Consider the following 21,398-nt stretch of genomic DNA (forward strand, 5'->3'; position numbering starts at 1 on the left):
AAGGAAAGAAGATTTAAATATGGTTTTATACTATTGGCAGCATTCTTTTATTTCTTCAGTAAGAAATTTAGTAAAAATGTGTTCCATTGATTGGATTTTTATTGGTTTCCGAAGATAATAATCCATGCTTTGGGCGTCTCCATTCATCTTTAATTCTTCCTCGGCGTATCCACTAAGGGCTATAATAGGAGTGCGCTGGCCAGTAGTAGTATTATTCTGTCTAATCTCTCTAGCAGTTTGATAACCATCTATAGTTGGTAATTGTATATCTAAAAATACAAGATCTACTTTATTATTTTTAAATTGATTAATCCCATCCTCACCGTTTCTTGAGCTTAAAAATTTTGCATCGGGACATATTTTTTTAACCAGCTTTTCAATTAAAAATAAATTGACAGGGTCATCATCTATTGCTAAAATGTGAATATTTTGTTTAGGGAACATTATTTGGGGTTTAATAATTTAATTCCTACAATTTAATAATTAAGTTTTTCTATACTTAAATTTATTTTGTAATATTTAGTAGTTTATTTTGAATAAGAATAAAACAGGGAACTATCATACTTGTACTTACCATTAGTGGTTTCAATTAACTCAATAACAGCGATGTAATTATTATAAGAAAATACAGGCTTTTTAGCTTTTAATTATACCGCAAAATTAATGTTTCGCGGAGCAGTTTTTCTATAAATTTTTAGAAACTTTTATTTTACCCATTAAGTAATTGGTTAAACTGATTTCCACAACAGTGTCCCAGGCTCTAATTCTCTTATTTGTTGAACTCCATAGAAATAGTAGAAATTGTCAGGATGACTTAAAAAGCAATCAATTTTAGGATTTAATAGGGAATAAAATTAAAATAATCTCAGACTCGGTGCATATAAATCTCGATGATCGAGTAAACCATTAGAACCTCCTAGCTTATCTGCCGTCCATCGGGCTATTTTTCTCTTGGCTTAAATAGGTAAGAATTTTTAATTTTGCTTCTTTAATAGTTCTAAAACTCTTTCAGGATAATCGGTAATTATAGCATCTACCTCCAGGGCTATCATTTTTTTAATGGCTTCTTTCTCATTTATTGTCCATGGAATTAAGTGCATATCCATACTTTTAATAGAATCTACAAAAGCGCTATCCTTTACTAAACCGTAATTAGGACTATAAATTTCGGGTTTAAAATCCAGCAAATCCAGGTTCTTTTGAATTCCTTCGGTAAATACCAAATAAGCGGTCTCAACTTCTGGATAGCTTTGATGAATTTCATTTAGAATATTCACATCAAAAGATTGCAGGTTTATTTTCTTCTGAAGCTCTTTTTCATGGATCTCTCTCATCACCAACTTAACAAACTCTTTAGGCTCCGGCTGATAGGATCCGTATTTATTTTCTGAACTTTTCAATTCAATATTATATTTCACCTCCTCCAAATTATTCTGTTTGATAAAATTTTCTACGGAATCTATAGCTTCAGTAAGCAAAGGTTTAAAGGTCTTTTGTTTTTGCTGATTGGGAAATAATCTATTTCCTTTAGAACCTACATCAAACTTCCTGATGCTGTCGTAAGTCATCTCATAAAGATTGAAATTCTCCTGATTTTCCTCTGAAATTGTATCGCCTGATGGTGTCAAAACGTAAAGTGAATGCATAAACGGTTCGTGAGAAACCACCACATTTTTATCCTTTGAAATTACCACATCTAGCTCAATCACATCTGCACCTTTTTTTACCGCACTAATAAAGGCAGAAATACTATTTTCTGGGAAATTCCCTCTATCTCCACGATGTCCCTGCACCTGGATGGTCACATTCTCTAATTGGGTTTCCTGGATCTCTTCGTCTTGCTCCTGATTGTTCTTGCATCCAATAGCAACAACTAAAAATGATAGCACTACGGCTTTAATAAATTTCATTTTCTTAAATTTTAAAATAAAGGCCCACCCTAAAAATAGAGAACTGTGGGCAGGCCTTACTAACTAAAAATAAAAACTTATCAATTAACTATGTTACAGGTTCAGCTAATCCTTAATTACTTATGGGTATATAGTTTTTCCCAACATTTGAATAGTTTTTTCAATGCCATGCTCAGCAGCTTCTTCCTGACCATCGGAGAATTTTAAGCTTATTATACTTGGTAACCTATGCTTCCTCAAAAGAAAGTCTTTAAATTAATATTATCGTTTTCTAAGTTTTAAGCTAAGGTTATGAAAAATTTAATCGAAGTGTATGAAACAAAAGAATTCAAAACTTAAAAATTAAAACCAGCATCTAGGAGATTTTTATTAAATTAGAGCTTTAGAACCTTTTAATATTAAGACAATTTAAAAAAGGGGTCTAATTTTTCTCCCCAGGATATTTTACTAAAGTATTTAATTACAGCCCATCTTTTTTCACCTACACTAAATTATACCTCATACTAAAACTATGAGGATTTAAATACATGTGCGCAATGATCCAACCTATACAAATATTAATAGTTGAGGATGAAATGATCATTGCTGCAAATATTTCTTTGCAACTCACCGAAATGGGCTATGAAGTTTCAGGAATTATTCCAAGAGGTGAAGACGCCTTAAATCATATTAAAAATAACCTCCCGGATATTGTATTAATTGATATTCAGCTTAAAGGTGAGCTAGATGGGATCGAAGCGGCACAGAAAATGCAGGAGTTTCACAATAACCTGGCTATTATTTATCTTACCGCCAATGCCGATGAGGCCAATTTTAACAGGGCTAAATCAACCCATCCTTACGCCTTTATTTCCAAACCATTTAAGAGGCTGGACCTACAACGTAGTATTGAACTTACCATAAATCGGTTAAAATGTAACATCACCACTCCTATCAATGGATCTAAGACTGAAAACTCTACTTTCGTTTTAAAGGAATGTCTTTTTATTCGGCACCAGGAAACAATGGTAAAAGTTGATATTGAAGCTATTCGTTATATTGAAGCAGACCGTAACTACTGCCGGGTATTTTCTACCGATAAAGAATATTTGCTGGTGACTACACTTAAAGATATGGACAGAAAACTGCCTCAAAGACATTTTTTCAGAATTCATAGATCTTATATTATTAATCTCTCCAGAATAGACGAAATCGCTGGCACGCACGTGGTAATTGCGAAAAAAGCAATTCCCATGTCTAAAGGCATGCGACCGGAACTTTTAAAAAGGTTGCAAACCATATAAGCCTTCGATAAAAATAGTATCCGTTAGGACAATATTTCACACTGTTCATCCTAAACCACTTGTTTTCAGTTATTTCCAGAAGTAAATTGTTTTGAAAATATTTAAAATCTGGAAATTATGAAAACTCTAAATGTTATCGCCTTGCTTTTTGCAATTGTAGTATTGCAAAACACCAACCTCTTTTCTCAAAATGCTAATCAGGCCTTTTGGGTACATGAAGACCAGGTAAAACCTTCTATGCAAAAAGAATATGAAGCCGTTACCAAAGATTTTATTGCTGCTTGCAAAGAGCATAATCTAAAAGATGCCGATTGGGCTACAGCGAGTATTGATGATGGAAAATATTTGAGCATTTCACCCATTGATGGTATGACCGATTTTGATAAGAATCCTATGGCGCCTTTAGCTGAAAAAATGGGGGAAAAAAACTTCAGAGCCATATTCGATCGTTTTAATGAATGTTACGATACCCACCGTGATTATGTAGTGCATTTAATAGAAAGCCTGTCTTATATGCCCAACGGACTTACCACGAATACTGTTGGTGAAGATTACAGAAAATGGCATTTCTTTCACGTTACACCACAAAATGTTACCAGCCTTCGGGATAAGATAAGAGAGGTTAAAGCCCTTTACGAAAAGAAAGGTGCTAAACAACATTTTAGGATCTACCGCAATGGTTTTGGAAGTAATGGAGATTATTATCTCGCAGTAATTTCAGCAAAAGATGCGCAATCTTACGCAAAAACTTCTGCAGAAACAGATGAACTTCTTGGAGAAGAAGGTGAAAAGGTATTTGATGAAATGATGCAGTACGTTCATAAATACGAATCTAAAACAGGCCGTATGCGTCCCGATTTGGCTTACACCGCTACTACTGATTTAAAAGATTAACCGATGAAAACCTTACCGCTGTATTTATTCACATTCTTGACAGTCTTGTTCACGTCAAACTACCTGCAGGGACAAAACAATAACAATGAGATTTTTGTAAAAAAGGTATATGATGTTTTGCAAGATAAGAACGCAACTTCAAACGAAGTTTCGGCATTAACAAACGGAATAAATTGGGATGAGGTAAGAAGCACAAAAAAAATCAATAACAAGTACAGCATTTCCCTTAGTGCGATCATGGAAAATGAATGGGAAAGCATTCTGTTTAAAAATCTCAAATTTCAGATACCTGAGGAGAATAAGGTGTTGGTTACCGGAACAGTAAACGGTCGCCAACTTACAGAATGTGAACTTATCTCTTCCCAATTTAAGCATTACTGGTTTTTAAAAGATGGGAAAATCGTCCATTTCTTAGAATAACTAACAAACACAAATCATGAAAAAATTAATTTCATTAGGTATTGCAATAATTTTATTCATAGTCTTTAATCCACAGGAGAAACGCTATACACAGCAATCAGTGGAAATTGACACTTACAAGAAAGTTCTAAAAGCTTATGAGAAAAGGGATTGGAAATCTATGGTTTCCCATTATGCTGATACAGCTAAAATAATGAACAACGTGGTGGAAAAAGATGCGCAAAACCTATCGCAGTTCTTAGCGCAAACCAAAGAAGATGCAACGCAGTTTTCCAACTGGGAGTTTGTAGATACAGAATATGAAATGGTAGTAACCGATAAAGGAGAAACCTGGGTAAACTTTTGGGGTGTTTGGAAGGGTATTTTCAAAGCTAACAATAAAGAGTATAAAATCCCCACCCATATTACTGCCCAATTTGTAAACGGGAAAATAGTTCGGGAAGCCGGTTACTGGGATGTTTCAAAAATAATAAAGGACGTTCAGAAACTTCAGACAGAAGAAACAGGTTCGCCGGGAAAAAACAGCGCAAATTAAGTTGCCACAGAAATTTATAATTCAAAAATGATAAGATGATGAAGACAGTTGGAATTATAGGTGGTTCAGGCTTTATTGGAAGTTATATCACCAGGAAGTTTTTGAAAGAAGGTTACGAGGTGAAAGTCTCGGTTACCGATATCAATAAAAGCGAAAAGTATCAGCATCTTTTTGATCTTAAAAATTCAGAAAACCTCAACATACGGGCATTCAGGCTGGAGAATGTAGATGCTTTAAAAGATTTTATCATAGACTGTGATATTGTGATTCACAGCGGCACTCCATTTCAATTGGATGTAAAAGATCCACAAGCGGAACTGTTTGATCCTACCATAAAAGGAACTCAAAATTTTCTTGAAGCCATTAGTGAAACCCCACATCTTGAGAAAGTAGTTTTTATCGCTTCGGTTGCGGCCTGGAATACCAACTTCCCCATGCCGGCAGAAGGCAAAAGCTTTACTGATACTTTTGATGAGAAGGACATTAGGTTTAGCAGTGAAGAAAGTCATCCGTATTCACAAGCTAAATTTATTGCCAATCAGGTAGTGGAGGAATACATTGAAAATAATACTAATCTGCCATTTGAAATTTGTTCGGTTTCCCCAGTGATGGTGATGGGAAAATCTTTATCCACCAGAGGAGACTCCACTTCTACCGGCTTACAGTTTCTGATAAAAAATAAAATTGCTCCAGACGATTTTATTCAAACCCTTTATGATAACAATGTTCCGTTTGCCGTAGTAGATGTTGAAGATGTGGCAAATGCTACGTTCAATGTGGCAACGAAAAAGGGTTTGCATGGCAAGGATTATCTCCTATCCAGTGAAACCTATAAAGTTTGGGATATTCACCAAATGCTAAATCACAAGGAACCAAAAGAAAAAGCACAAGTCGTTTACAAAAACGATCTCGCGAAAATAGATCTGGGCATACAGTTCAGGCCTGTAAAAGAAACTTTAAGCAGTTATTCAAGCTGAAAAAAAGGAACCATATTAATTTAAAATATTTCTATCATGAAAAATTTATTAATTCTTATCGCACTAATACTTGTTGGCAATACTGGTATTGCCCAGGATAAACTCTACTTAATTTTCGAGTTTATGAAAGTGGACAATGAACAGGAACAGTCCTATATGGAAACCGAAACATTTTGGGAAAAAATTCATGTACAACGGGTTAAAAATGGAGATATTTTGGGATGGGACCTTTGGAGATTACAACCTGGCGGTGAAGATCAGGGTTATCAATATTTAACGGTAAGCCTCTATAATGATCCTTTAAAAATGATGAGCGGTGCAGGTGATTTTGAAGCAGCACTAAACGCAGCTTATCCAAACATGTCTGATGCCGATCGCACTGAAGAATTTAACAACACTGCAAAATCAAGAGACCTGGCAAAACGGGTGTATCTTGAACAAATAGCTGTAACTGAAGATGAATTTGAAATGCCTATTGGTACAGTTGCAGGAATTAATTTAATGAAAGCTACCGATGGAAATTTTGAAAAATACGAAAATTTTGAAACACAGATTTTCCAACCTATGCATCAAAAAGAGATTGATGCAGGAGTAAGAGGAAACTGGAGTTTAATGCGATATATGTTACCGGTAGGAAGCGATGTTTATGCTTCACATATCGCTGTAGATATGTACAGGGATTACAACCAATTATTTAATAGTTGGGCTGAAGCAGGACCGGACTTCTCTGAGGACCAAATTCAAAAAATCCAGGAAGGTTTAACATCCAGGGATCTGAAATATAAATATATGGCTACACTTATAAGAAAAGTGCGTTAAAAAATTAGAAGTTATCATTTCGACACTGCAAATGGGATAATCAACTTTAGAAACCAGGTTTTGTGGCAAACTTAAATATTAGTAAACCGATTCAATGCTTATTCCAATAGAAATGAGAAGAAATTATTCAATGAATTTTAATTATGAAAAAGTCAAACCAAAAACCTGAATATTTCCTGCTGCGTCCTAAAGTAGAAAAAGCTTATGGGTATTCACACGCGGTAAAAATTGCTGACAGCATAAAAATTTCCGGTGCCGTAAGTATGGACGATGAAGGCAATCCAACTGCTGTAGGTGATTTTGAACAACAAATGAAAAACTGCTATTCAGATTTAGAAAAAATATTGAAACACTTCAATTGCACTTTTGATGATGTGATTAAAGAAGATGTCTTCACCACCAACATGCCTGAATTTTTGGAATTTTCAGGCTATAGAACTCAAATTTACAAAAAGCATCTCCCCACCGGATCCTGGCTTGGAGTAAAAGAACTGGCATTCCCCGAATTTTTAATTGAAATAGAATTAGAAGTACATAAAGCGCATTAGTCAAAAAAATAACCAAAAAATTTTAGAAATCATGAACAGTCGAAAAATTAATTACAGTATTGTGATTGTACTATTTGTTTCAATATTCTCCTTTCAAACAAATGCTCAAAGTGCAGCGGTTGAACAATTGCATCAACTCTATATTAAAACTATAAATACAGGTGATCTCGGTAATTTAAACACTTTATATGCTGATGATGTTTCCATTCGGAATTCGGATGGCAGTATGGTAGCCGGACTTAAGAATGTTAAAGAACAATACAAAGCTACATTTGATAACGGAGACTACAACATCACTCTAAAAACCATAGAAGAACAAGCCATGAATGAAGATCATATGTTTGCGAGTGGCTCTTTTGTCTTTACCAAAATTGACGAACCACAAATGGTACAGAAAGGCACATTTGTGAACACCCTGAAAAATGTAAATGGCCATTGGAAAATTTATAAAAGCTATCGGTATCCTGAAACCAACAATAATAGTAGTATTATAGATGGTCTCTACAAAGCCTTTGCCGCAGGGGATATTCCAACAGTTCTTGCCGGAATGGATCCAGAAATTGTGTGGAACGAAGCCGAAGGCAATGCCTATGCCGATGGTAATCCTTATGTAGGTCCGGAGGCGGTTTTAAAGGGTGTTTTTGAAAGGGTTGGAGCAGAACACGAATATTTCAAACTTGAAGACATCAAGTTACACGAAATGAGCAACAATCAAGTATTAGCCACCTTGCGCTATGATGCTAAAGTCAAAGAAACCGGCAAAACTTATAATGTACAGGCCGCGCACCTTTGGACGTTAAAAAATGGAAAAGTTAGTGCCTTTCAACAGTATGTGGATACCAAAAAATTGAATGAAGCAATGAGTAAATAATTCATAGAAGCATAGCAATGGAAACTTAATTTCAGAAGCATGACCAAGAACTGAAACACAACCTTATGAATTAAAAAAACGGGAAAAGCCGAAAACCGGCAAGAGTAGGCAATAAAATTAAATACTATATGCAAGTCCGATTGTTTTTTATCATTTAACTTTTCTCCTAGACTCAAAGATTCAAGAGCGAAATCGGGCTGCTCTCCCCAATTGCCAACGGCGTTCATAATCATAGCCTAGTTGAGTATTCAAGAAAGCAAGATCGCTCTCATCAACTTTTGTTTTCCGCTTCCGCAGCATCAAGTTTTTCCTGTCGTAACAATATAGATCCCTGGGTAATTTGAAACCGTCCATTCCAAAGGTTGTTTTTCTGAGGTAAGTTCCAATTCCTTTTCTGTAAATTCCAAAGCAGCGCTAAGGTTCCTGGTATGCCAGTAATAAGCCAGGTCGTTTAGAACTTCAAATTTCAGGGTATCGGTTTTAATTTTCTTCAGACCGAATTCCAGATCTCGCAAATAAGAAAGACCGAAATCATGGGTTTGTACAAATACCATTTTATATGAATCAGGTTTACTAAAATTGAAGATTTGACCATAGCTTAATGGACTAAAAAGAACTAAAAATAAAAGCTCTGAAATAATTTTTTATCAGAAATCAAGGATCTTAGTATTAAGATAGCCTTATAAATATAAAACTAAATAACAGTTTATGAATACTCTATTAACATGGAGTAAGCCATATAACACTTGACTTCCCTAATATTATAACAATAGCATAAGATCTGTCGCCGGTAAGTATTATAGCTATTATTTTAACTCGCGGGATTCTTCCTTAATCCTTTGAATCATCTCCATCCTTTTCATTATTAAAATCTATTATTATCCTCCTCTTAATTTCCAAGATAAAAATAAAATTCTGAACCCTGATCTGGTTCACTTTCTACCCAAATATCTCCATTATGTTTTTCTAAGACCTTTTTCACAAGAGCGAGCCCAATCCCCGATCCTTTAAAATTACCTCCTGCGGCTCTTTTAAAGATTTCAAATATCCTTGCCCAAAAATCTGGATGAATACCTATACCGTTGTCTTTGATAAAGAAAACTTCCCTGTCATTCTTAATAGTGGTCCCAACTTCTATTTGAGGATTCTCTTTTTCTGCGGAATATTTAAAAGCATTATTGAGCAGGTTCGCCCAAAGTTGAAAAAGCAATCTACGATCTCCTTTCATTCGGGGTAACTGCGACTGAATATTCAACGTAGTTTTAGGGTAATTTTCATTAGCATTAACAAATTTAAGCACCTCTTCTATCAATTTTAAAGTATCTAGACTACTTACTTCAAGGTCATAAATATTATTAACACGGGAATATTTTAGGGTATTATCAATAAGATCGTTCATTTTTTCGTTCAGCTCCCAGCTCATTTCGAGCAAATTTTTGCCTTCTTCACTTAACTCTTCCCGGTGATCTTCATCAAAAATCGTAAGAATTCCTTTCATTCCTCCTACTGGCTCTTTAAGATCATGAGTAAGCCCATAACTAAATAATTCCAGTTCTTTATAAGTCTCAACTAATTGAGTATTTAAGTCTTCGATCTCCTTTTGCTGTTGTGCCATTATAGCGTAACTAACATTCTCTCTTAAAGCCCGTAGTACATCCTTGTCGGTTTCCTTCCAGGCCTCAGAAACTCCCGTGAGTTTTTCTGACCATTTTTCAAAAGACTGCCGGGGACTAAGCCGTTGTTCTTTTTCATTATAAAAAGCTTTATTTTGAGGGTTACCTCCCCAATTTACCTCCTGGATCTCCTCGGGCTTAAACCAGAATATATAAGTATTCTCCGATATCTTTAGACAAATAACCCCGGATGCAGTTTCTTTATAAGCTTTTGCTTCAGGAAATATTGAAGAAAGATTACGTGTCAAAAAAAGACTTTTGGGCTGTTCTTTAATAAAATTCAGTAAGCTTTCAAGCTGTTCTTCTTCAGGAGTAATTCCAATAACTCTCCAACGATCCTTCATAAAAATTGCACCACCACCACAGGATATAAGCTGGGTGAAATTTACATTCCCTTCGGAAAGTGACGTAATCACATCACTTTCCTTGTTAAGTTGCATCACCAGTTGCTGTCTTATACTCTCAGAATGTTTAACCTGACTAATTAAAGCAGTATTTACCTGGAGGGAAAGTTCTGTAGAAAACATTTGTGCCAAAAAACGACAGCTCTCCCGCTGGTAATAATCTAAATATTTTGCTGTTTTATGATGACAAGCGATCAAGCCCCAAAGTTCCCCCTTTACTATAATGGCCGCCGTTAGCGTAGCCCCTACCCCCATATTTTTAAGGTATTCAATATGAATTGGTGATACTGCCCTAAGACCCGATCTGGAAATATCAAGAGGTTCTCCCGTAAGAGGAGATAGTTCAGGAATAATTGGAACCTCAGTGTAATTAACATCGGTAATGATTCGTACCCTATGCTTCAAAAAAAGCGCCCTGGCCTGAGCGGGAATATCTGTAGCAGGATAATGTAATCCCAGAAAAGAATCCATCTCTTCTTCCTTGTTTTCAGCGATTACTTCTCCATTCCATTCTTCATCAAATTTATAGATCATCACCCTGTTGTATCCAAACATTTTTTTGATTAGAACAGTTGCAGCTTCACATAGTTCATTCACAGAGTTTGCAGCCTGGAATTTATTAAGTATTCGGGTTAATTGTTTTTGAAAATAAAAGGGATTATTAACTTCGTAATAAGGTTCAAAATCCAGAATAAGATTAGGGCCTGAGGAATGGGCAAGCATCAGGAAGTTCGTATCGTTGATCCTTAGGTCTTGTGAAACGGATGTCTCTTTGGAGCCTAGTAGCTCCCCGAATTCTTTTATCTGGTTCTCTCCCAAAAGATATGAGAGATCATTACCAAGCAATTCCTCTGGTGATACTCCAAAAAAATCGGTGACATTTTCCCCCAACTGCGTGATCTTAAAATTTTGAGGATCACAAGCGATAAGTACTCCATGCGCCTGGGTTTTACCAATAATATGAATTGGCTCTCTGGAACAATTTTCCAGGTCTAGCTTGTCAAGATTTTTTAAAGAGGTGTAGGTCATAATTAGGTTTTATTTTAAAGTAGAAAGTAATTCTACTCATTGCTGTGAATCAACTCAAATAGTTTTGTTGTGAAGAAGTACTATGGGATCTTGAATCCGTTGCAGAGTATCTTTACATTATTTCTTTTTATTGTTGAAATCTCTGATATTTCCATGGAATCATTTTATTTGGGGACGCGCAAGGTAAGATAAAACAATCGATTTTAAGAACTGTTTAATATAGATCAAGACTCAAGTTGTGCTTTTTTATTTTGTATCTCCTGATGTAAATTACGCTATCTATGACATTATTTGATAACATACAAATTCACAACAATAAACAGTAAATTTGATGGCTGCTATAAGATAATTTATCTATATGAAAGACATAATTATGATCATTGATAATGATCCGACTTTCAATCTAATACACAGAATGATTTTATAGAAAAAGTACAGAGATCTAGAAATAAAGGAATTTGTTTCAGGAACACTTGCTCTAGAATTTCTAAAAGAAAATTCTGACACTTGCCGCTTTATTATCTTTTTGGATATAAACATGCCTGAAATGTCGGGTTGGGAGTTTCTGGAGAATATGAAGAAAAATTCAGATTCTATTTACGAGGTACATGTGGTAACTATTTCAATCAATCCAGAAGATAAGCTTAGAGCACGAAAACACAATTCTATATCATCTTTCACAGAAAAACCGTTTACTTCCAAAAAGTTTAAAGGAGATAACTTTATATAAAAAGATTAATATGAAGATTTTGACCTAGCTAGAAAAACCCTTGATCTAGTTTCAAGATAATTTTACAGCTTTTTTAAATTTGAGTGATGAAGGTTCTAAAATTTCAGTAGATGTTCTGGATAACGCTCACAAAAAACCAAAATCTTTTAGAAATGTAAAAGAGAATTAGGACGCGCCCAATGCTGTTTTTACTTGAAGCTTAACTTCCCGTACACTATAAAAACAGCATAGGTTCCGGCGCAAGGTTATGGTAGATTTGAGACTGAGCACTATTCCTATTTATAATTCAATAAATAAACCTAATAAGTTGGTTCTTCACTGAATTATAATTTAATCTAAGTCTACTATTTATTTGCTGTCATTTACCTTTCATAAAGTTATTTATCTCATCGACATTTACTAAAGGATTTGCACCTTCTTTTCCTGCCACTAAGGCTCCAACTGCACAGGCAAAATCCAGTGTACCTTGCGGATCTTCCTTTTTTAACAAACCGGCGATTAAACTGGCTAAAAATGAATCTCCCGCGCCTACCGTATCTTTTACTTTCACCTTAAAACCACTGTTGTAGTAACGCGCTCCATCTTTTAGTAAAACCGCACCATGACGACCCTTGGTAACACAAATAGTTTTCGTATTCGTTCTTTCTGAAAGGTATTGAAGGTTTTGCTCTAATGAATTATAAGGAGACCCAATCATTTCAGCGATCTCAAATAATTCGTCATCATTGAACTTGATGAAATCTGCCTGCTCCATAAGTTTAATTAAAACCTCTTTTTCATAGTAAGGCGGACGTAAATTAATATCAAAAATGCGATATTTTGCTTCCGGTAAAATTTTAAAGAGAGTTTTTCGACTTACCTCATCTCTGCAAACCAGACTTCCGAAGACAAAAGCATCGGCTTCTCTTACTGATTTTTTAATCTGGTCTGAAATTTCGATTTTATCCCAAGCTACTGGATGTGCAATCTCATAAGTAGCAGAGCCACTTGCCGATAAATTTACATTAACCACTCCCGTAGAATGTTTGAGATCTTTGACTATATTTTCAGTCTTGATATTCTTGGATTCCAGGTAAGAAATTAGCTTTTTGCCTTTTTCATCATCTCCTACTTTGCTAATCATTTCGGTTTCAATTCCCAATCCAGATAATCTGGAGGCAACATTAAGCGGGGCGCCACCAATTCTCTCCCGGTCTGGAAAAACGTCATATAATATTTCACCGAAGCATACAGCTGTTGGCTTTTTCATATTTCTAAATTTCTATTAGATATTTATATCCTTATTCTAAGAAGACCGAAAGTTAACAATAATTGTTATTCGGTCTCCTCAAGAATAAGTGATTTACTGTGGCATAGTTCCAGAATCGCGCATTAAAGCCGATTCTAATATTTATAGCTATTTAATAGACTCACAAATTAATAGCCTGGGTTTTGTTGATAAAGCCCTCCTGTAAAATCTATTTCACGTTGTGGAATTGGATAATATTCATCTCTACCTGCTGTAAAAATAGCATTTGCTAAGAAATCTCTTTTCGTTTTCTCTTCGTCAAGATAAGCATTAAGGGTCTCAGCTGCCTCTCCCCATCTTACAAGATCGAAGAATCTTGGACCTTCCATTCCAAATTCCAGTCTTCTTTCAAATTTCAGTGCCTTCCAGGCAAATTCCTTGCTTGGAAAAGAATCGTACAATTCAACATTATAGATATCAGAGGCTCCCGCTTCTAAAGGTCTTTGCCCACTTGCAGCAGCTCTTTGTCTAATCTCATTAATCAATGGAAGCGCTTCTTCGTATCTATCCAGCTGGATCAGGGCCTCTGCCTTGAACAACAGTACATCTGCATAACGTATAAAAATCACATTCTTTGAAGTTCCCACAAATGGACCTTCCTTAACATAGCAGGAACAATCTGGTGCCTGCTGTTCTTTCATATTTCCAAAAAATCCATAAACTCCGGGGTCTCTAGCCCAGGTAAAGTTATAGATCATATCTCCTTCTGAATTCACTGTATTGCGATATTTAAAAGGCCTTCCGGGTACTCCTACCGTATGGTCAAGTCTTGGGTCTACAGTTAATCCAGAAGAAACCTCAACTGTTCCATCTTCCTGCACATTGCTCAAAATATCTGAATTGTTGAAGGTATCAAGCAATGGTAAACCGTTACCATCCGTCTGGAAAGCATTTACCATATTCTGGCTAGCAAGATGAAACCCACAACATCCATAAAGCCCTGTACCATGTGGTGAATTTAGACCGGTCACAAAACTCACTCTTCCTACTCTTGTCCCATCATCAATAGAGAACTGGGCTGCCCAAATAGACTCCGGACCATTCTCATACTCCACAAGAAAGTTATTTCCATAATCGGGCTCAAGGCTTCCCGTTACCTCATCGGCATAATTAATAACTTCCTGTAGCAAGGTTTCATTGATGTTCACCACCTCATGGGTTTCATTCTGTTCATAAGCCTGGTACAATTTAACTTTGGCAAGATATGCTGCTGCCGCGTTCCTATCTGCCCGTCCTGCTTCATCCTGAGCTTGTGGAAGATTATTGTATGCGAACAAAAAGTCGTCGGCGATCTTATTCCATAATTCCTGATTAGGAAGATCGTTACCGGTTTCGGCTATTTCTTCCTGGGAAAGTTCCTCTGTGATATAGGGTATCTTTTTGAAGATACGCTTTAACATAAAATGAGAGTGCGCTCTTAAAAATCTCAGTTCAGCCTGCCGGATCGTCTTCATCGCATATTCCTCTTCTGGAATCTCATTAATCACCGACAATGCAAAATTAGCTCTCGAGATAGCTTTATAATAGTTCGTCCAGGTACGCGGAGCCATTAATTCTCCCTGATCAGGTACAGTCAAATAATATTGTTCATATCTATCTACCTCCCCAACGTCACCACGGCCACCGCCTCCTTTATAGGAGTCGTCAGAACGTACACTTCCGTATACCCACATATTGGTCAATGGTCCTATCATATCATCATTCGCTATACCTGCATAAGCAGCGATCACAAGTGATTCAGCATTATCAGCCGTTGTAACATTCTCGCTGGAAAGAACCCCTTCAGGTTCATATTCCAGAAAATCTTCGGAACAGGAAACTGCAGTAAAAGCAAGTAATAATCCTGTTAGTATAAATTTTATATTTTTCATGATTCTATTTAATTAGAAATTGATATTAAGACCTACAGAAACTACGGTAGGGACAGGTATTCCATTCACATCTGTTCTTTCAGGGTCTGAGCCTATGTAATCTTCTGGAGTAAACCAGAAAAGGTTCTCACCTTGCAGATAAATCCTAAAATTCTGTAATGGTGCTAATTTTTCAATCAACCCATCAGAAAGGGTATACCCAAGTTGCATATTTCTAATTTTGAAATATGAATTATTTCTGAACAAATAATCTGAGGTTCTAAGATCATTAAAGGCAAGGGATAAAGATGGGATAGTACTCCCGGTATTATCAGGTGTCCAGGCATCTAAAACGCCCATACCTGCATTCTCTCTTCCCTGCACAAAGTTGTTCCAAAATATATAAGGATCCTGTCCAATTCTTCCAGTCACCCCGGAACCGAATATCGAGAAATCCCAATTTTTATAACCAAGATCTACACGTATACCATACTCAAGATCTGGCAGGGTAGTCCCGATAAAATCACGATCATCTGTATCTATAACTCCATCACCATTAAGATCTATAAATTTTATACCTCCCGGCCTGGCTCCAACCTGCTCTGGTGAATTGGCGATATCTTCCTCGCTTTGGAAAAGTCCATCGGTTTTATATCCAAAAATCGAAAACTGGGAATGCCCGAGAATTGAGTTTTCTGCAGTTCCTGGAAAAGCCGGACGCACTTCCTCGGGAAGAAAAGTTATCTCGTCTTTGAAAGATGAGAAATTAGTAGATACCGAAAAGGTTAATCCATTATCCAGTGTATTGGAATAGGCTAAAGCAAATTCCCATCCATTAGTTTGCGTTGATGCACCATTCAGTACACGTTGCTGACCTTCACCAAATACTGAAGGAATTGGTGGAGTTGTTAATATATCTACCGTTTCCCGGGTAAAGTAATCAAAGGATCCTGAAAGTTTATTGTCAAAGAATCCAAAATCAACACCAAAATTCCATTCCTTAGTGGTTTCCCATTTAAGATCGGGATTTTCTGCCTGAACAGATACAAAGCCCGAAGGTAAATTCCCTGTATCATTACCATTAATATCATAAGCGGTACCTACATTATAATACTGCTCAAAAAAGCCTCCGGTAAACTGTGAAAGTGTAGGGCCATATCTAGATTCGTATAGACCAAATCTAGCCAAATCTCCAATAGATTGATTTCCTACTTCACCATAACCTGCTCTCAATTTAAGATTAGTGATCGTCTCATTATTCTTAAGGAATTTTTCATTACTTATTCTCCAACCGGCAGTAACAGCAGGAAAAACTCCATATCGATTATTCTCACCAAATCTTGAAGATCCATCCCTACGCAATGTAACCGAAGCTAAATATCGATTATCAAATGAATAATTAAGTTTTCCAAATTGTGATAGTAATCTATTTCCAGAGGAACTTCCATTTGAAGTTCTTGCTCCGGTGGCAGCATCAAGAACAAAATAAGACTCTTGTTCTACCGCAAAATCATCTGCCCTGGCAATAACCGAATCAAAATCGTTCTTAACAGATTCCAAACCTAGCAAAACCCCAAACTCGTGATTATCTAACTCCAGTTTATAATTAAGAGTATTTGTAAAAACTACGCTTGTGTATTTGTTTGTATCAAATGTTAGCCTATTATTACTTCTGGTAATAAAGCCATTATTTACCCGTGGCTCAATATCTTTTCTTTTAAAATCACTAAAATCTATTCCCAGGCTTGTCCTGAAAGTTAAATTTTCCATTAGGTCTACTTCAGCATAAATATTACCGAAGAAATTATTTTTTTCAGCATTATCCCAACGATTTAAGTACTGCATCAGTAACGGATTATTCCTATCTGAATACCCAGCACCTAACGGTCCTGCAAAATCTCCATTTGCATCGTAAACCGGAATGGTAGGAGCCAAAGAAATTGCAAGACTAGGGGTGGGAGTTCCACCAACATCCTGTGCAGCAAGGGTTTCATCTGAAGTAGAAAATTGAGTATTTACTCCAAACCTCACTTTATCATCAAAAAGCTTAGTATTAGCATTTATTTTGGCGGTGTACCTTTCGTAATTAGTATGCTTTAATATCCCGGTATTTTTTAAATGTCCCAGGTTTACTAAAAAAGAGGACTTTTCTGAATTTGCAGATACAGTAAGTTCATTATTATAAACAAATCCTACCTCATACAATTCATCCTGCCAGTCTGTATCCCCCACCGGAACATTTTCGTCTCCTCCAACAAAAGGTTGAACGCTAACACCATTTAACACTGGATTATCAAAATCCATATTCCAATCAAAATTATAGATTTCTCCATATCCTGAAGCAGGGTCGGCACCATCATTCACAGAGGCTCTCCAAAGTGCTTCTCCACGTTGTAAAGCATTTAGCATGTCATAGCGTTGTTGCTTTTCAGATTGTGCAGAAACGTTGGAATTAAAGCTTACGCTTACTTTCTCTGCAGCACCAGACCTGTTCTTGGTAGTTACTACAATTACACCATTACCAGCCCTTGCTCCATAAAGGGATGAGGCCGATGCATCCTTAAGCACCTGTATAGATTCAATAGCATCTGGATTCAAGGATGAAAATACTTCCTGGCGCTGGGTGGGAACCCCGTCTATAACATAAAGGGGATCGTTATTACCAAGCGTAGTAACACCCCGTATTAGCACGCGGCTACTTGCGCCTGTTGGATCTCCAGATTTTTCAACAAATAATCCAGGTACACGTCCCTGTAGGGCCTGCATGGCATTTCCTGAACTTCTGCTCTGGCCTTCAATAGGCGCAACATCTACCACTGTTATGGCACCTGTCACATCTACCTTTCTTTCCCTCGAATAGCCTGTTAGCACTACCTGGTCGAGCAAAGCAGCATCAGCCTCCAGAACAACATCAACAACGTTTCTTCCATCTACCGGCACTTCTGTTTCTTTATAGCCCATAAATGTGAATACCAGCGTAGCATCTTCTGCTACCCCATCAAGGCTATAATTTCCATCAAAATCTGTGGTGGTTCCCCTAGAGGTTCCCTTTACAGAAACGGTTGCTCCTAATAGTGGCATTCCTTCCTCAGCAGTAGTTACGGTTCCCGTTACTTGTAGCTCCTGAGCTGTAATAAAGCTCAAAGGCATTAAGAGTAACAGGAATAAGCTTAATTTTAATTTCATGGTTCTATGTTTAGTTAAAATTTAATTGGTATGCTTCTAAGTTATCCAAGGTGAAATCGCCGCCCTCTGCCATTACAGAGAGTTGCTCCCAGGGAAAATTAGGGAAGAATATTTCTGTTATTACAGTTTCTCCTTCATCAAAGAATAGTTCAATGGAAGTTTTATCAAGAATGATAATTCCACTTAAGTCTTCAGATTCGGATATTCGGGGTGCTGTAGACACCTTATTCGCAAAGTCTTTAGAGAAATCGGTTTGCCCTGCTGCCGACCTATCCAAATAAAATTCCTTTTTTGAATGGTTATATCCGAACACAAGTTCATCTCCCTTAGAGTTGGAAAGCCTAAACTTATAGTTAGTATCCTTAATATCTGAAATGTTAAATCTTATCTCTGCCCTTGCAAGATCTATTCTAGATGAATCTATTAGTTTGGTCTCTCCTTCAATCTTTATATTTTCCTCCTGATAACTTAGACTTCTATAGTTCTTAAGTTCTTTTGCAGGAACAGAAGTAATAAGGTAACCGTTGTCATTCTTCTCCAGTTTCAATTCGCGAGCAATGGTCATTGCACTTCTCCAGGTCTCGGTAGGAACTTCATTTGCATATTGCCAATTAGACATCCAACCCATAAATAGGTGACGCCCGTTTTCTTCCGGAATATTAGCCCAGGTTACCCCTGCGTAATTGTCTTTACCAAAGTCTATCCAATAATGATGGTCTTCACCCAAATCTGCCATAGACTCGTCCAGTGTGAAGGTTTTACCATCAAAATCGCCAACAAAATATTGGGTACCGGACCCACCGTTAAATCCACCTGGGTTTAAGCTTTGAATGAGAACCCATTTTTTCTCGTCGGTTCCTTCCACCTTCATCTGTATAAAGTCGGGACACTCCCAAACCCCGCCGTGGGCACCTATCCCACGGCCAAATTCAGAGGCTAACTCCCAATCCTTTAAGTTTTGAGAAGTATAAAACATCGTTTTATCATCGGCAGAAAGTACCATAACCCATTGGTCATGTACTTCATCACGGGTTATTTTCGGATCTCTAAAATCACGAATTCCCGGATTTTCAATCACAGGGTTTCCTTCATATTTAGTAAAGGTTTTTCCTTCATCAAGACTATAGGCAATGGCCTGGGACTGATAGTCTATTTCTCCTGCCTCCTCACCCTTAGGATCGTGATAAGTAAACATGGCTATAACAGGCACCTTACCTTCCTGTCCGAAACCAGAAGTATTATTGTTATCTACCACTGCACTTCCTGAAAATATATATCCTTTATCATCAGGCTCCAGTGCTATGGGCTGTTCTTTCCAGGTGATCATATCGGTACTTATTGCATGCCCCCAATGCATAGGCCCCCATATATTATCATCTGGGTAATGCTGAAAGTAAAGATGGAAATAACCATTATAGAAGAACATCCCGTTGGGATCATTCATCCAGCCAGATTGTGGGGTAAAGTGAAAATTTGGTCTAAAATCGGTATCGCTCTGGGCAGTCACCTCAGGAGTTTTCTCGTCTGAATCTTTGCTGTTATCCTTGCAGGAAAACAGCAGCATCGCGCTAAGAAGACAAGAAGAAAGAAATATAAATTTGTTTTTCATGATAAGTTGTTTTTATTGTTGAAAAGCTTGTTTGTTTTTACTCGGGGATAATTCTTCGCCCAGTTCTTCGAGGGTTTTTCCTTTGGTTTCGGGCATCATAAAAATCACGAAGAATAGTTGTAAAACCATCATAAAGGCAAAAAAGCCGAAGACATAACCGGGGCCAATTGTTGTAAAAAGTACCGGTACCAAAGAAGGTACAATAGCAGCCAGTACCCAATGCGTAGAAGAGCCAAATGCCTGTCCCGAGGCCCTTAAGTGGTTAGGGAATATTTCAGAAATAAATACCCAAATTACCGCTCCCTGGCCTATCGCGTGTGCCGCAATAAACAAGAATAGGAAAATAGGCACCCAAAGCCCGCCCCAATTCAGGAAGAATGCCGCTGCTACCAGGGATAAAGAGATAATATAGCCTATGGAGCCAGCAAACATCAGTTTTTTCCTTCCTACTTTATCGATTAGAAAAACTCCAAGAAGGGTGAACAGTAAATTCACCACGCCTATTCCTATACTACTTAGTAAGGCCGTATTGGCCTCAAGACCTGCCGATTCAAAAATCCTGGGAGCGTAATACAGAAAAGCGTTTATCCCTGAAAGCTGATTAAAGAATGCTACTAAAAATGCAAGAATCAGTGGAAAGCGATACTTTTTCATAAAGATATTCTCCCCGGTGATCTGACTTTCAGACTGTTTTTTAATTTCCAGCATTCGTTTTTCCAGATCGGCCTCCGGATTGATATCCTGAAGTATTTTAGCCGCTTCTTCATTTCTGGATTTTGAGATAAGCCAACGTGGACTCCTGGGAATAAATACCACGAAAACTATATAAATAAATGCCGGAATAGCCTCTACTCCAACCATCCAGCGCCAGGGTTGGGCACCCGTATCGCGAAGTAAATAGTTAGATAGGTAAGCGATTAGAATTCCTAAAACTATGTTGAATTGATAAAGAGACACCAACCTACCTCTATCCTTAGGTGGTGCAATTTCTGATACATAGGTGGGAGCTGCAATTGTTGACGCACCAACACCTAAACCTCCCAGGAATCGAAAAATGGCAAAGGTAATGGGGTCGTTTGCGAAAGCTGAACCCAAGGCAGAAAGAAGATAAAGTACTCCTATTATTATAAGGGTATTTTTTCTTCCAAATTTATTTGTGGGAATTCCTCCAAAAATAGCACCTACTACAGTTCCCCAAAGCGCCATCGCCATAACGATAGAACCGTGAAAAGCATCAGATGTGCCCCATAATTCCTGAAGCTGTTTATCGGCACCGGAAATAACTACGGTGTCGAATCCGAAAAGAAAGCCTGCTAAAGCAGCACTAATTGACCATGCGAAAATTTTACTCATATCTTAATTTCTAAGTATG

The 21,398-nt window shown here is 37.1% G+C and carries 18 protein-coding genes; 9 read left to right on the top strand and 9 right to left on the bottom strand.

Annotation, left to right across the window (positions count from 1 at the left end; translation table 11 throughout):
- Positions 1 to 30 precede the first annotated feature (30 nt).
- Together LB465_RS10800 and LB465_RS10805 are read right to left on the bottom strand one after the other, a co-directional pair.
- Entirely contained in the window at positions 31 to 444 is a 414-nt protein-coding gene (locus LB465_RS10800; protein WP_224469873.1) for a response regulator, read from the bottom strand.
- Positions 445 to 974: 530 nt separating this feature from the next.
- Positions 975 to 1,910: a glycerophosphodiester phosphodiesterase family protein gene (locus tag LB465_RS10805; RefSeq protein WP_224469874.1), complete on the bottom strand. Its 936-nt coding sequence runs from the start codon at positions 1,908 to 1,910 to the stop codon at positions 975 to 977.
- A 536-nt stretch (positions 1,911 to 2,446) separates the two neighbouring features.
- Here LB465_RS10805 and LB465_RS10810 point away from each other — a divergent pair.
- From LB465_RS10810 to LB465_RS10845, 8 genes are all read left to right on the top strand, one after another.
- Positions 2,447 to 3,193, top strand: coding sequence for a LytR/AlgR family response regulator transcription factor (locus LB465_RS10810; protein ID WP_224469875.1), 747 nt, complete (start codon positions 2,447 to 2,449; stop codon positions 3,191 to 3,193).
- 117 nt (positions 3,194 to 3,310) lie between these two features.
- Entirely contained in the window at positions 3,311 to 4,087 is a 777-nt protein-coding gene (locus tag LB465_RS10815) for a hypothetical protein (RefSeq protein WP_224469876.1), read from the top strand.
- A gap of 3 nt (positions 4,088 to 4,090) precedes the next feature.
- Positions 4,091 to 4,507, top strand: a complete 417-nt coding sequence (locus LB465_RS10820; RefSeq protein ID WP_224469877.1) for a hypothetical protein — start codon at positions 4,091 to 4,093, stop codon at positions 4,505 to 4,507.
- Between the two features lie 16 nt (positions 4,508 to 4,523).
- Positions 4,524 to 5,042, top strand: coding sequence for a nuclear transport factor 2 family protein (locus LB465_RS10825; RefSeq protein ID WP_224469878.1), 519 nt, complete (start codon positions 4,524 to 4,526; stop codon positions 5,040 to 5,042).
- Positions 5,043 to 5,077: 35 nt separating this feature from the next.
- Positions 5,078 to 6,019 carry an NAD-dependent epimerase/dehydratase family protein gene (locus tag LB465_RS10830; RefSeq protein WP_317198437.1) on the top strand — a complete coding sequence of 314 codons (942 nt, stop codon included), beginning with the start codon at positions 5,078 to 5,080 and terminating at the stop codon, positions 6,017 to 6,019.
- A gap of 36 nt (positions 6,020 to 6,055) precedes the next feature.
- The gene (locus LB465_RS10835; protein WP_224469879.1) at positions 6,056 to 6,838 is read left to right on the top strand and encodes a hypothetical protein; all 783 of its coding nucleotides are present in this window, start codon (positions 6,056 to 6,058) and stop codon (positions 6,836 to 6,838) included.
- Positions 6,839 to 6,981: 143 nt separating this feature from the next.
- The gene (locus tag LB465_RS10840) at positions 6,982 to 7,386 is read left to right on the top strand and encodes a RidA family protein (protein WP_224469880.1); all 405 of its coding nucleotides are present in this window, start codon (positions 6,982 to 6,984) and stop codon (positions 7,384 to 7,386) included.
- A gap of 31 nt (positions 7,387 to 7,417) precedes the next feature.
- On the top strand, positions 7,418 to 8,257 hold the full coding sequence (locus LB465_RS10845; protein ID WP_224469881.1) for a nuclear transport factor 2 family protein: 840 nt from the start codon (positions 7,418 to 7,420) through the stop codon (positions 8,255 to 8,257).
- 299 nt (positions 8,258 to 8,556) lie between these two features.
- On the opposite strand, the gene LB465_RS10850 is transcribed toward LB465_RS10845, so the two are convergent.
- Together LB465_RS10850 and LB465_RS10855 are read right to left on the bottom strand one after the other, a co-directional pair.
- Positions 8,557 to 8,811 (bottom strand): hypothetical protein, encoded by a 255-nt coding sequence (locus tag LB465_RS10850; RefSeq protein WP_224469882.1) that lies wholly within the window; start codon positions 8,809 to 8,811, stop codon positions 8,557 to 8,559.
- 335 nt (positions 8,812 to 9,146) lie between these two features.
- Positions 9,147 to 11,363, bottom strand: a complete 2,217-nt coding sequence (locus LB465_RS10855) for an ATP-binding protein (RefSeq protein ID WP_224469883.1) — start codon at positions 11,361 to 11,363, stop codon at positions 9,147 to 9,149.
- Between the two features lie 448 nt (positions 11,364 to 11,811).
- On the opposite strand from LB465_RS10855, the gene LB465_RS10860 reads away from it, so the two are divergent.
- A complete protein-coding gene (locus LB465_RS10860) occupies positions 11,812 to 12,093 on the top strand; it encodes a response regulator (protein WP_224469898.1) in 282 nt (93 codons plus the stop codon).
- A 358-nt stretch (positions 12,094 to 12,451) separates the two neighbouring features.
- Here LB465_RS10860 and LB465_RS10865 read toward each other — a convergent pair whose 3' ends face one another.
- The 5 genes from LB465_RS10865 to LB465_RS10885 all read right to left on the bottom strand — a co-directional run bounded on the left by LB465_RS10865 (position 12,452) and on the right by LB465_RS10885 (position 21,379).
- Positions 12,452 to 13,342, bottom strand: coding sequence for a carbohydrate kinase family protein (locus LB465_RS10865; protein WP_224469884.1), 891 nt, complete (start codon positions 13,340 to 13,342; stop codon positions 12,452 to 12,454).
- A gap of 167 nt (positions 13,343 to 13,509) precedes the next feature.
- On the bottom strand, positions 13,510 to 15,252 hold the full coding sequence (locus tag LB465_RS10870) for a RagB/SusD family nutrient uptake outer membrane protein (RefSeq protein ID WP_224469885.1): 1,743 nt from the start codon (positions 15,250 to 15,252) through the stop codon (positions 13,510 to 13,512).
- 12 nt (positions 15,253 to 15,264) lie between these two features.
- Entirely contained in the window at positions 15,265 to 18,417 is a 3,153-nt protein-coding gene (locus LB465_RS10875) for a SusC/RagA family TonB-linked outer membrane protein (protein WP_224469886.1), read from the bottom strand.
- Positions 18,418 to 18,427: 10 nt separating this feature from the next.
- Positions 18,428 to 20,026, bottom strand: coding sequence for a glycoside hydrolase family 32 protein (locus LB465_RS10880; RefSeq protein WP_224469887.1), 1,599 nt, complete (start codon positions 20,024 to 20,026; stop codon positions 18,428 to 18,430).
- 12 nt (positions 20,027 to 20,038) lie between these two features.
- Positions 20,039 to 21,379 (bottom strand): sugar porter family MFS transporter, encoded by a 1,341-nt coding sequence (locus LB465_RS10885; protein ID WP_224469888.1) that lies wholly within the window; start codon positions 21,377 to 21,379, stop codon positions 20,039 to 20,041.
- Positions 21,380 to 21,398: the final 19 nt, after the last annotated feature.

The sequence above is a fragment of the Salegentibacter lacus genome, assembly GCF_020164555.1.
GTDB classification, from domain to species: Bacteria; Bacteroidota; Bacteroidia; order Flavobacteriales; family Flavobacteriaceae; genus Salegentibacter; species Salegentibacter lacus.

Bases quoted from the DNA above. Each gene is read 5' to 3' on its own strand.
- LB465_RS10800 (WP_224469873.1), bottom strand. From the start codon at position 444: ATGTTCCCTAAACAAAATATTCACATTTTAGCAATAGATGATGACCCT.
- LB465_RS10805 (WP_224469874.1), bottom strand. From the start codon at position 1,910: ATGAAATTTATTAAAGCCGTAGTGCTATCATTTTTAGTTGTTGCTATT.
- LB465_RS10810 (WP_224469875.1), top strand. From the start codon at position 2,447: ATGATCCAACCTATACAAATATTAATAGTTGAGGATGAAATGATCATT.
- LB465_RS10815 (WP_224469876.1), top strand. From the start codon at position 3,311: ATGAAAACTCTAAATGTTATCGCCTTGCTTTTTGCAATTGTAGTATTG.
- LB465_RS10820 (WP_224469877.1), top strand. From the start codon at position 4,091: ATGAAAACCTTACCGCTGTATTTATTCACATTCTTGACAGTCTTGTTC.
- LB465_RS10825 (WP_224469878.1), top strand. From the start codon at position 4,524: ATGAAAAAATTAATTTCATTAGGTATTGCAATAATTTTATTCATAGTC.
- LB465_RS10830 (WP_317198437.1), top strand. From the start codon at position 5,078: ATGATGAAGACAGTTGGAATTATAGGTGGTTCAGGCTTTATTGGAAGT.
- LB465_RS10835 (WP_224469879.1), top strand. From the start codon at position 6,056: ATGAAAAATTTATTAATTCTTATCGCACTAATACTTGTTGGCAATACT.
- LB465_RS10840 (WP_224469880.1), top strand. From the start codon at position 6,982: ATGAAAAAGTCAAACCAAAAACCTGAATATTTCCTGCTGCGTCCTAAA.
- LB465_RS10845 (WP_224469881.1), top strand. From the start codon at position 7,418: ATGAACAGTCGAAAAATTAATTACAGTATTGTGATTGTACTATTTGTT.
- LB465_RS10850 (WP_224469882.1), bottom strand. From the start codon at position 8,811: ATGGTATTTGTACAAACCCATGATTTCGGTCTTTCTTATTTGCGAGAT.
- LB465_RS10855 (WP_224469883.1), bottom strand. From the start codon at position 11,363: ATGACCTACACCTCTTTAAAAAATCTTGACAAGCTAGACCTGGAAAAT.
- LB465_RS10865 (WP_224469884.1), bottom strand. From the start codon at position 13,342: ATGAAAAAGCCAACAGCTGTATGCTTCGGTGAAATATTATATGACGTT.
- LB465_RS10870 (WP_224469885.1), bottom strand. From the start codon at position 15,252: ATGAAAAATATAAAATTTATACTAACAGGATTATTACTTGCTTTTACT.
- LB465_RS10875 (WP_224469886.1), bottom strand. From the start codon at position 18,417: ATGAAATTAAAATTAAGCTTATTCCTGTTACTCTTAATGCCTTTGAGC.
- LB465_RS10880 (WP_224469887.1), bottom strand. From the start codon at position 20,026: ATGAAAAACAAATTTATATTTCTTTCTTCTTGTCTTCTTAGCGCGATG.
- LB465_RS10885 (WP_224469888.1), bottom strand. From the start codon at position 21,379: ATGAGTAAAATTTTCGCATGGTCAATTAGTGCTGCTTTAGCAGGCTTT.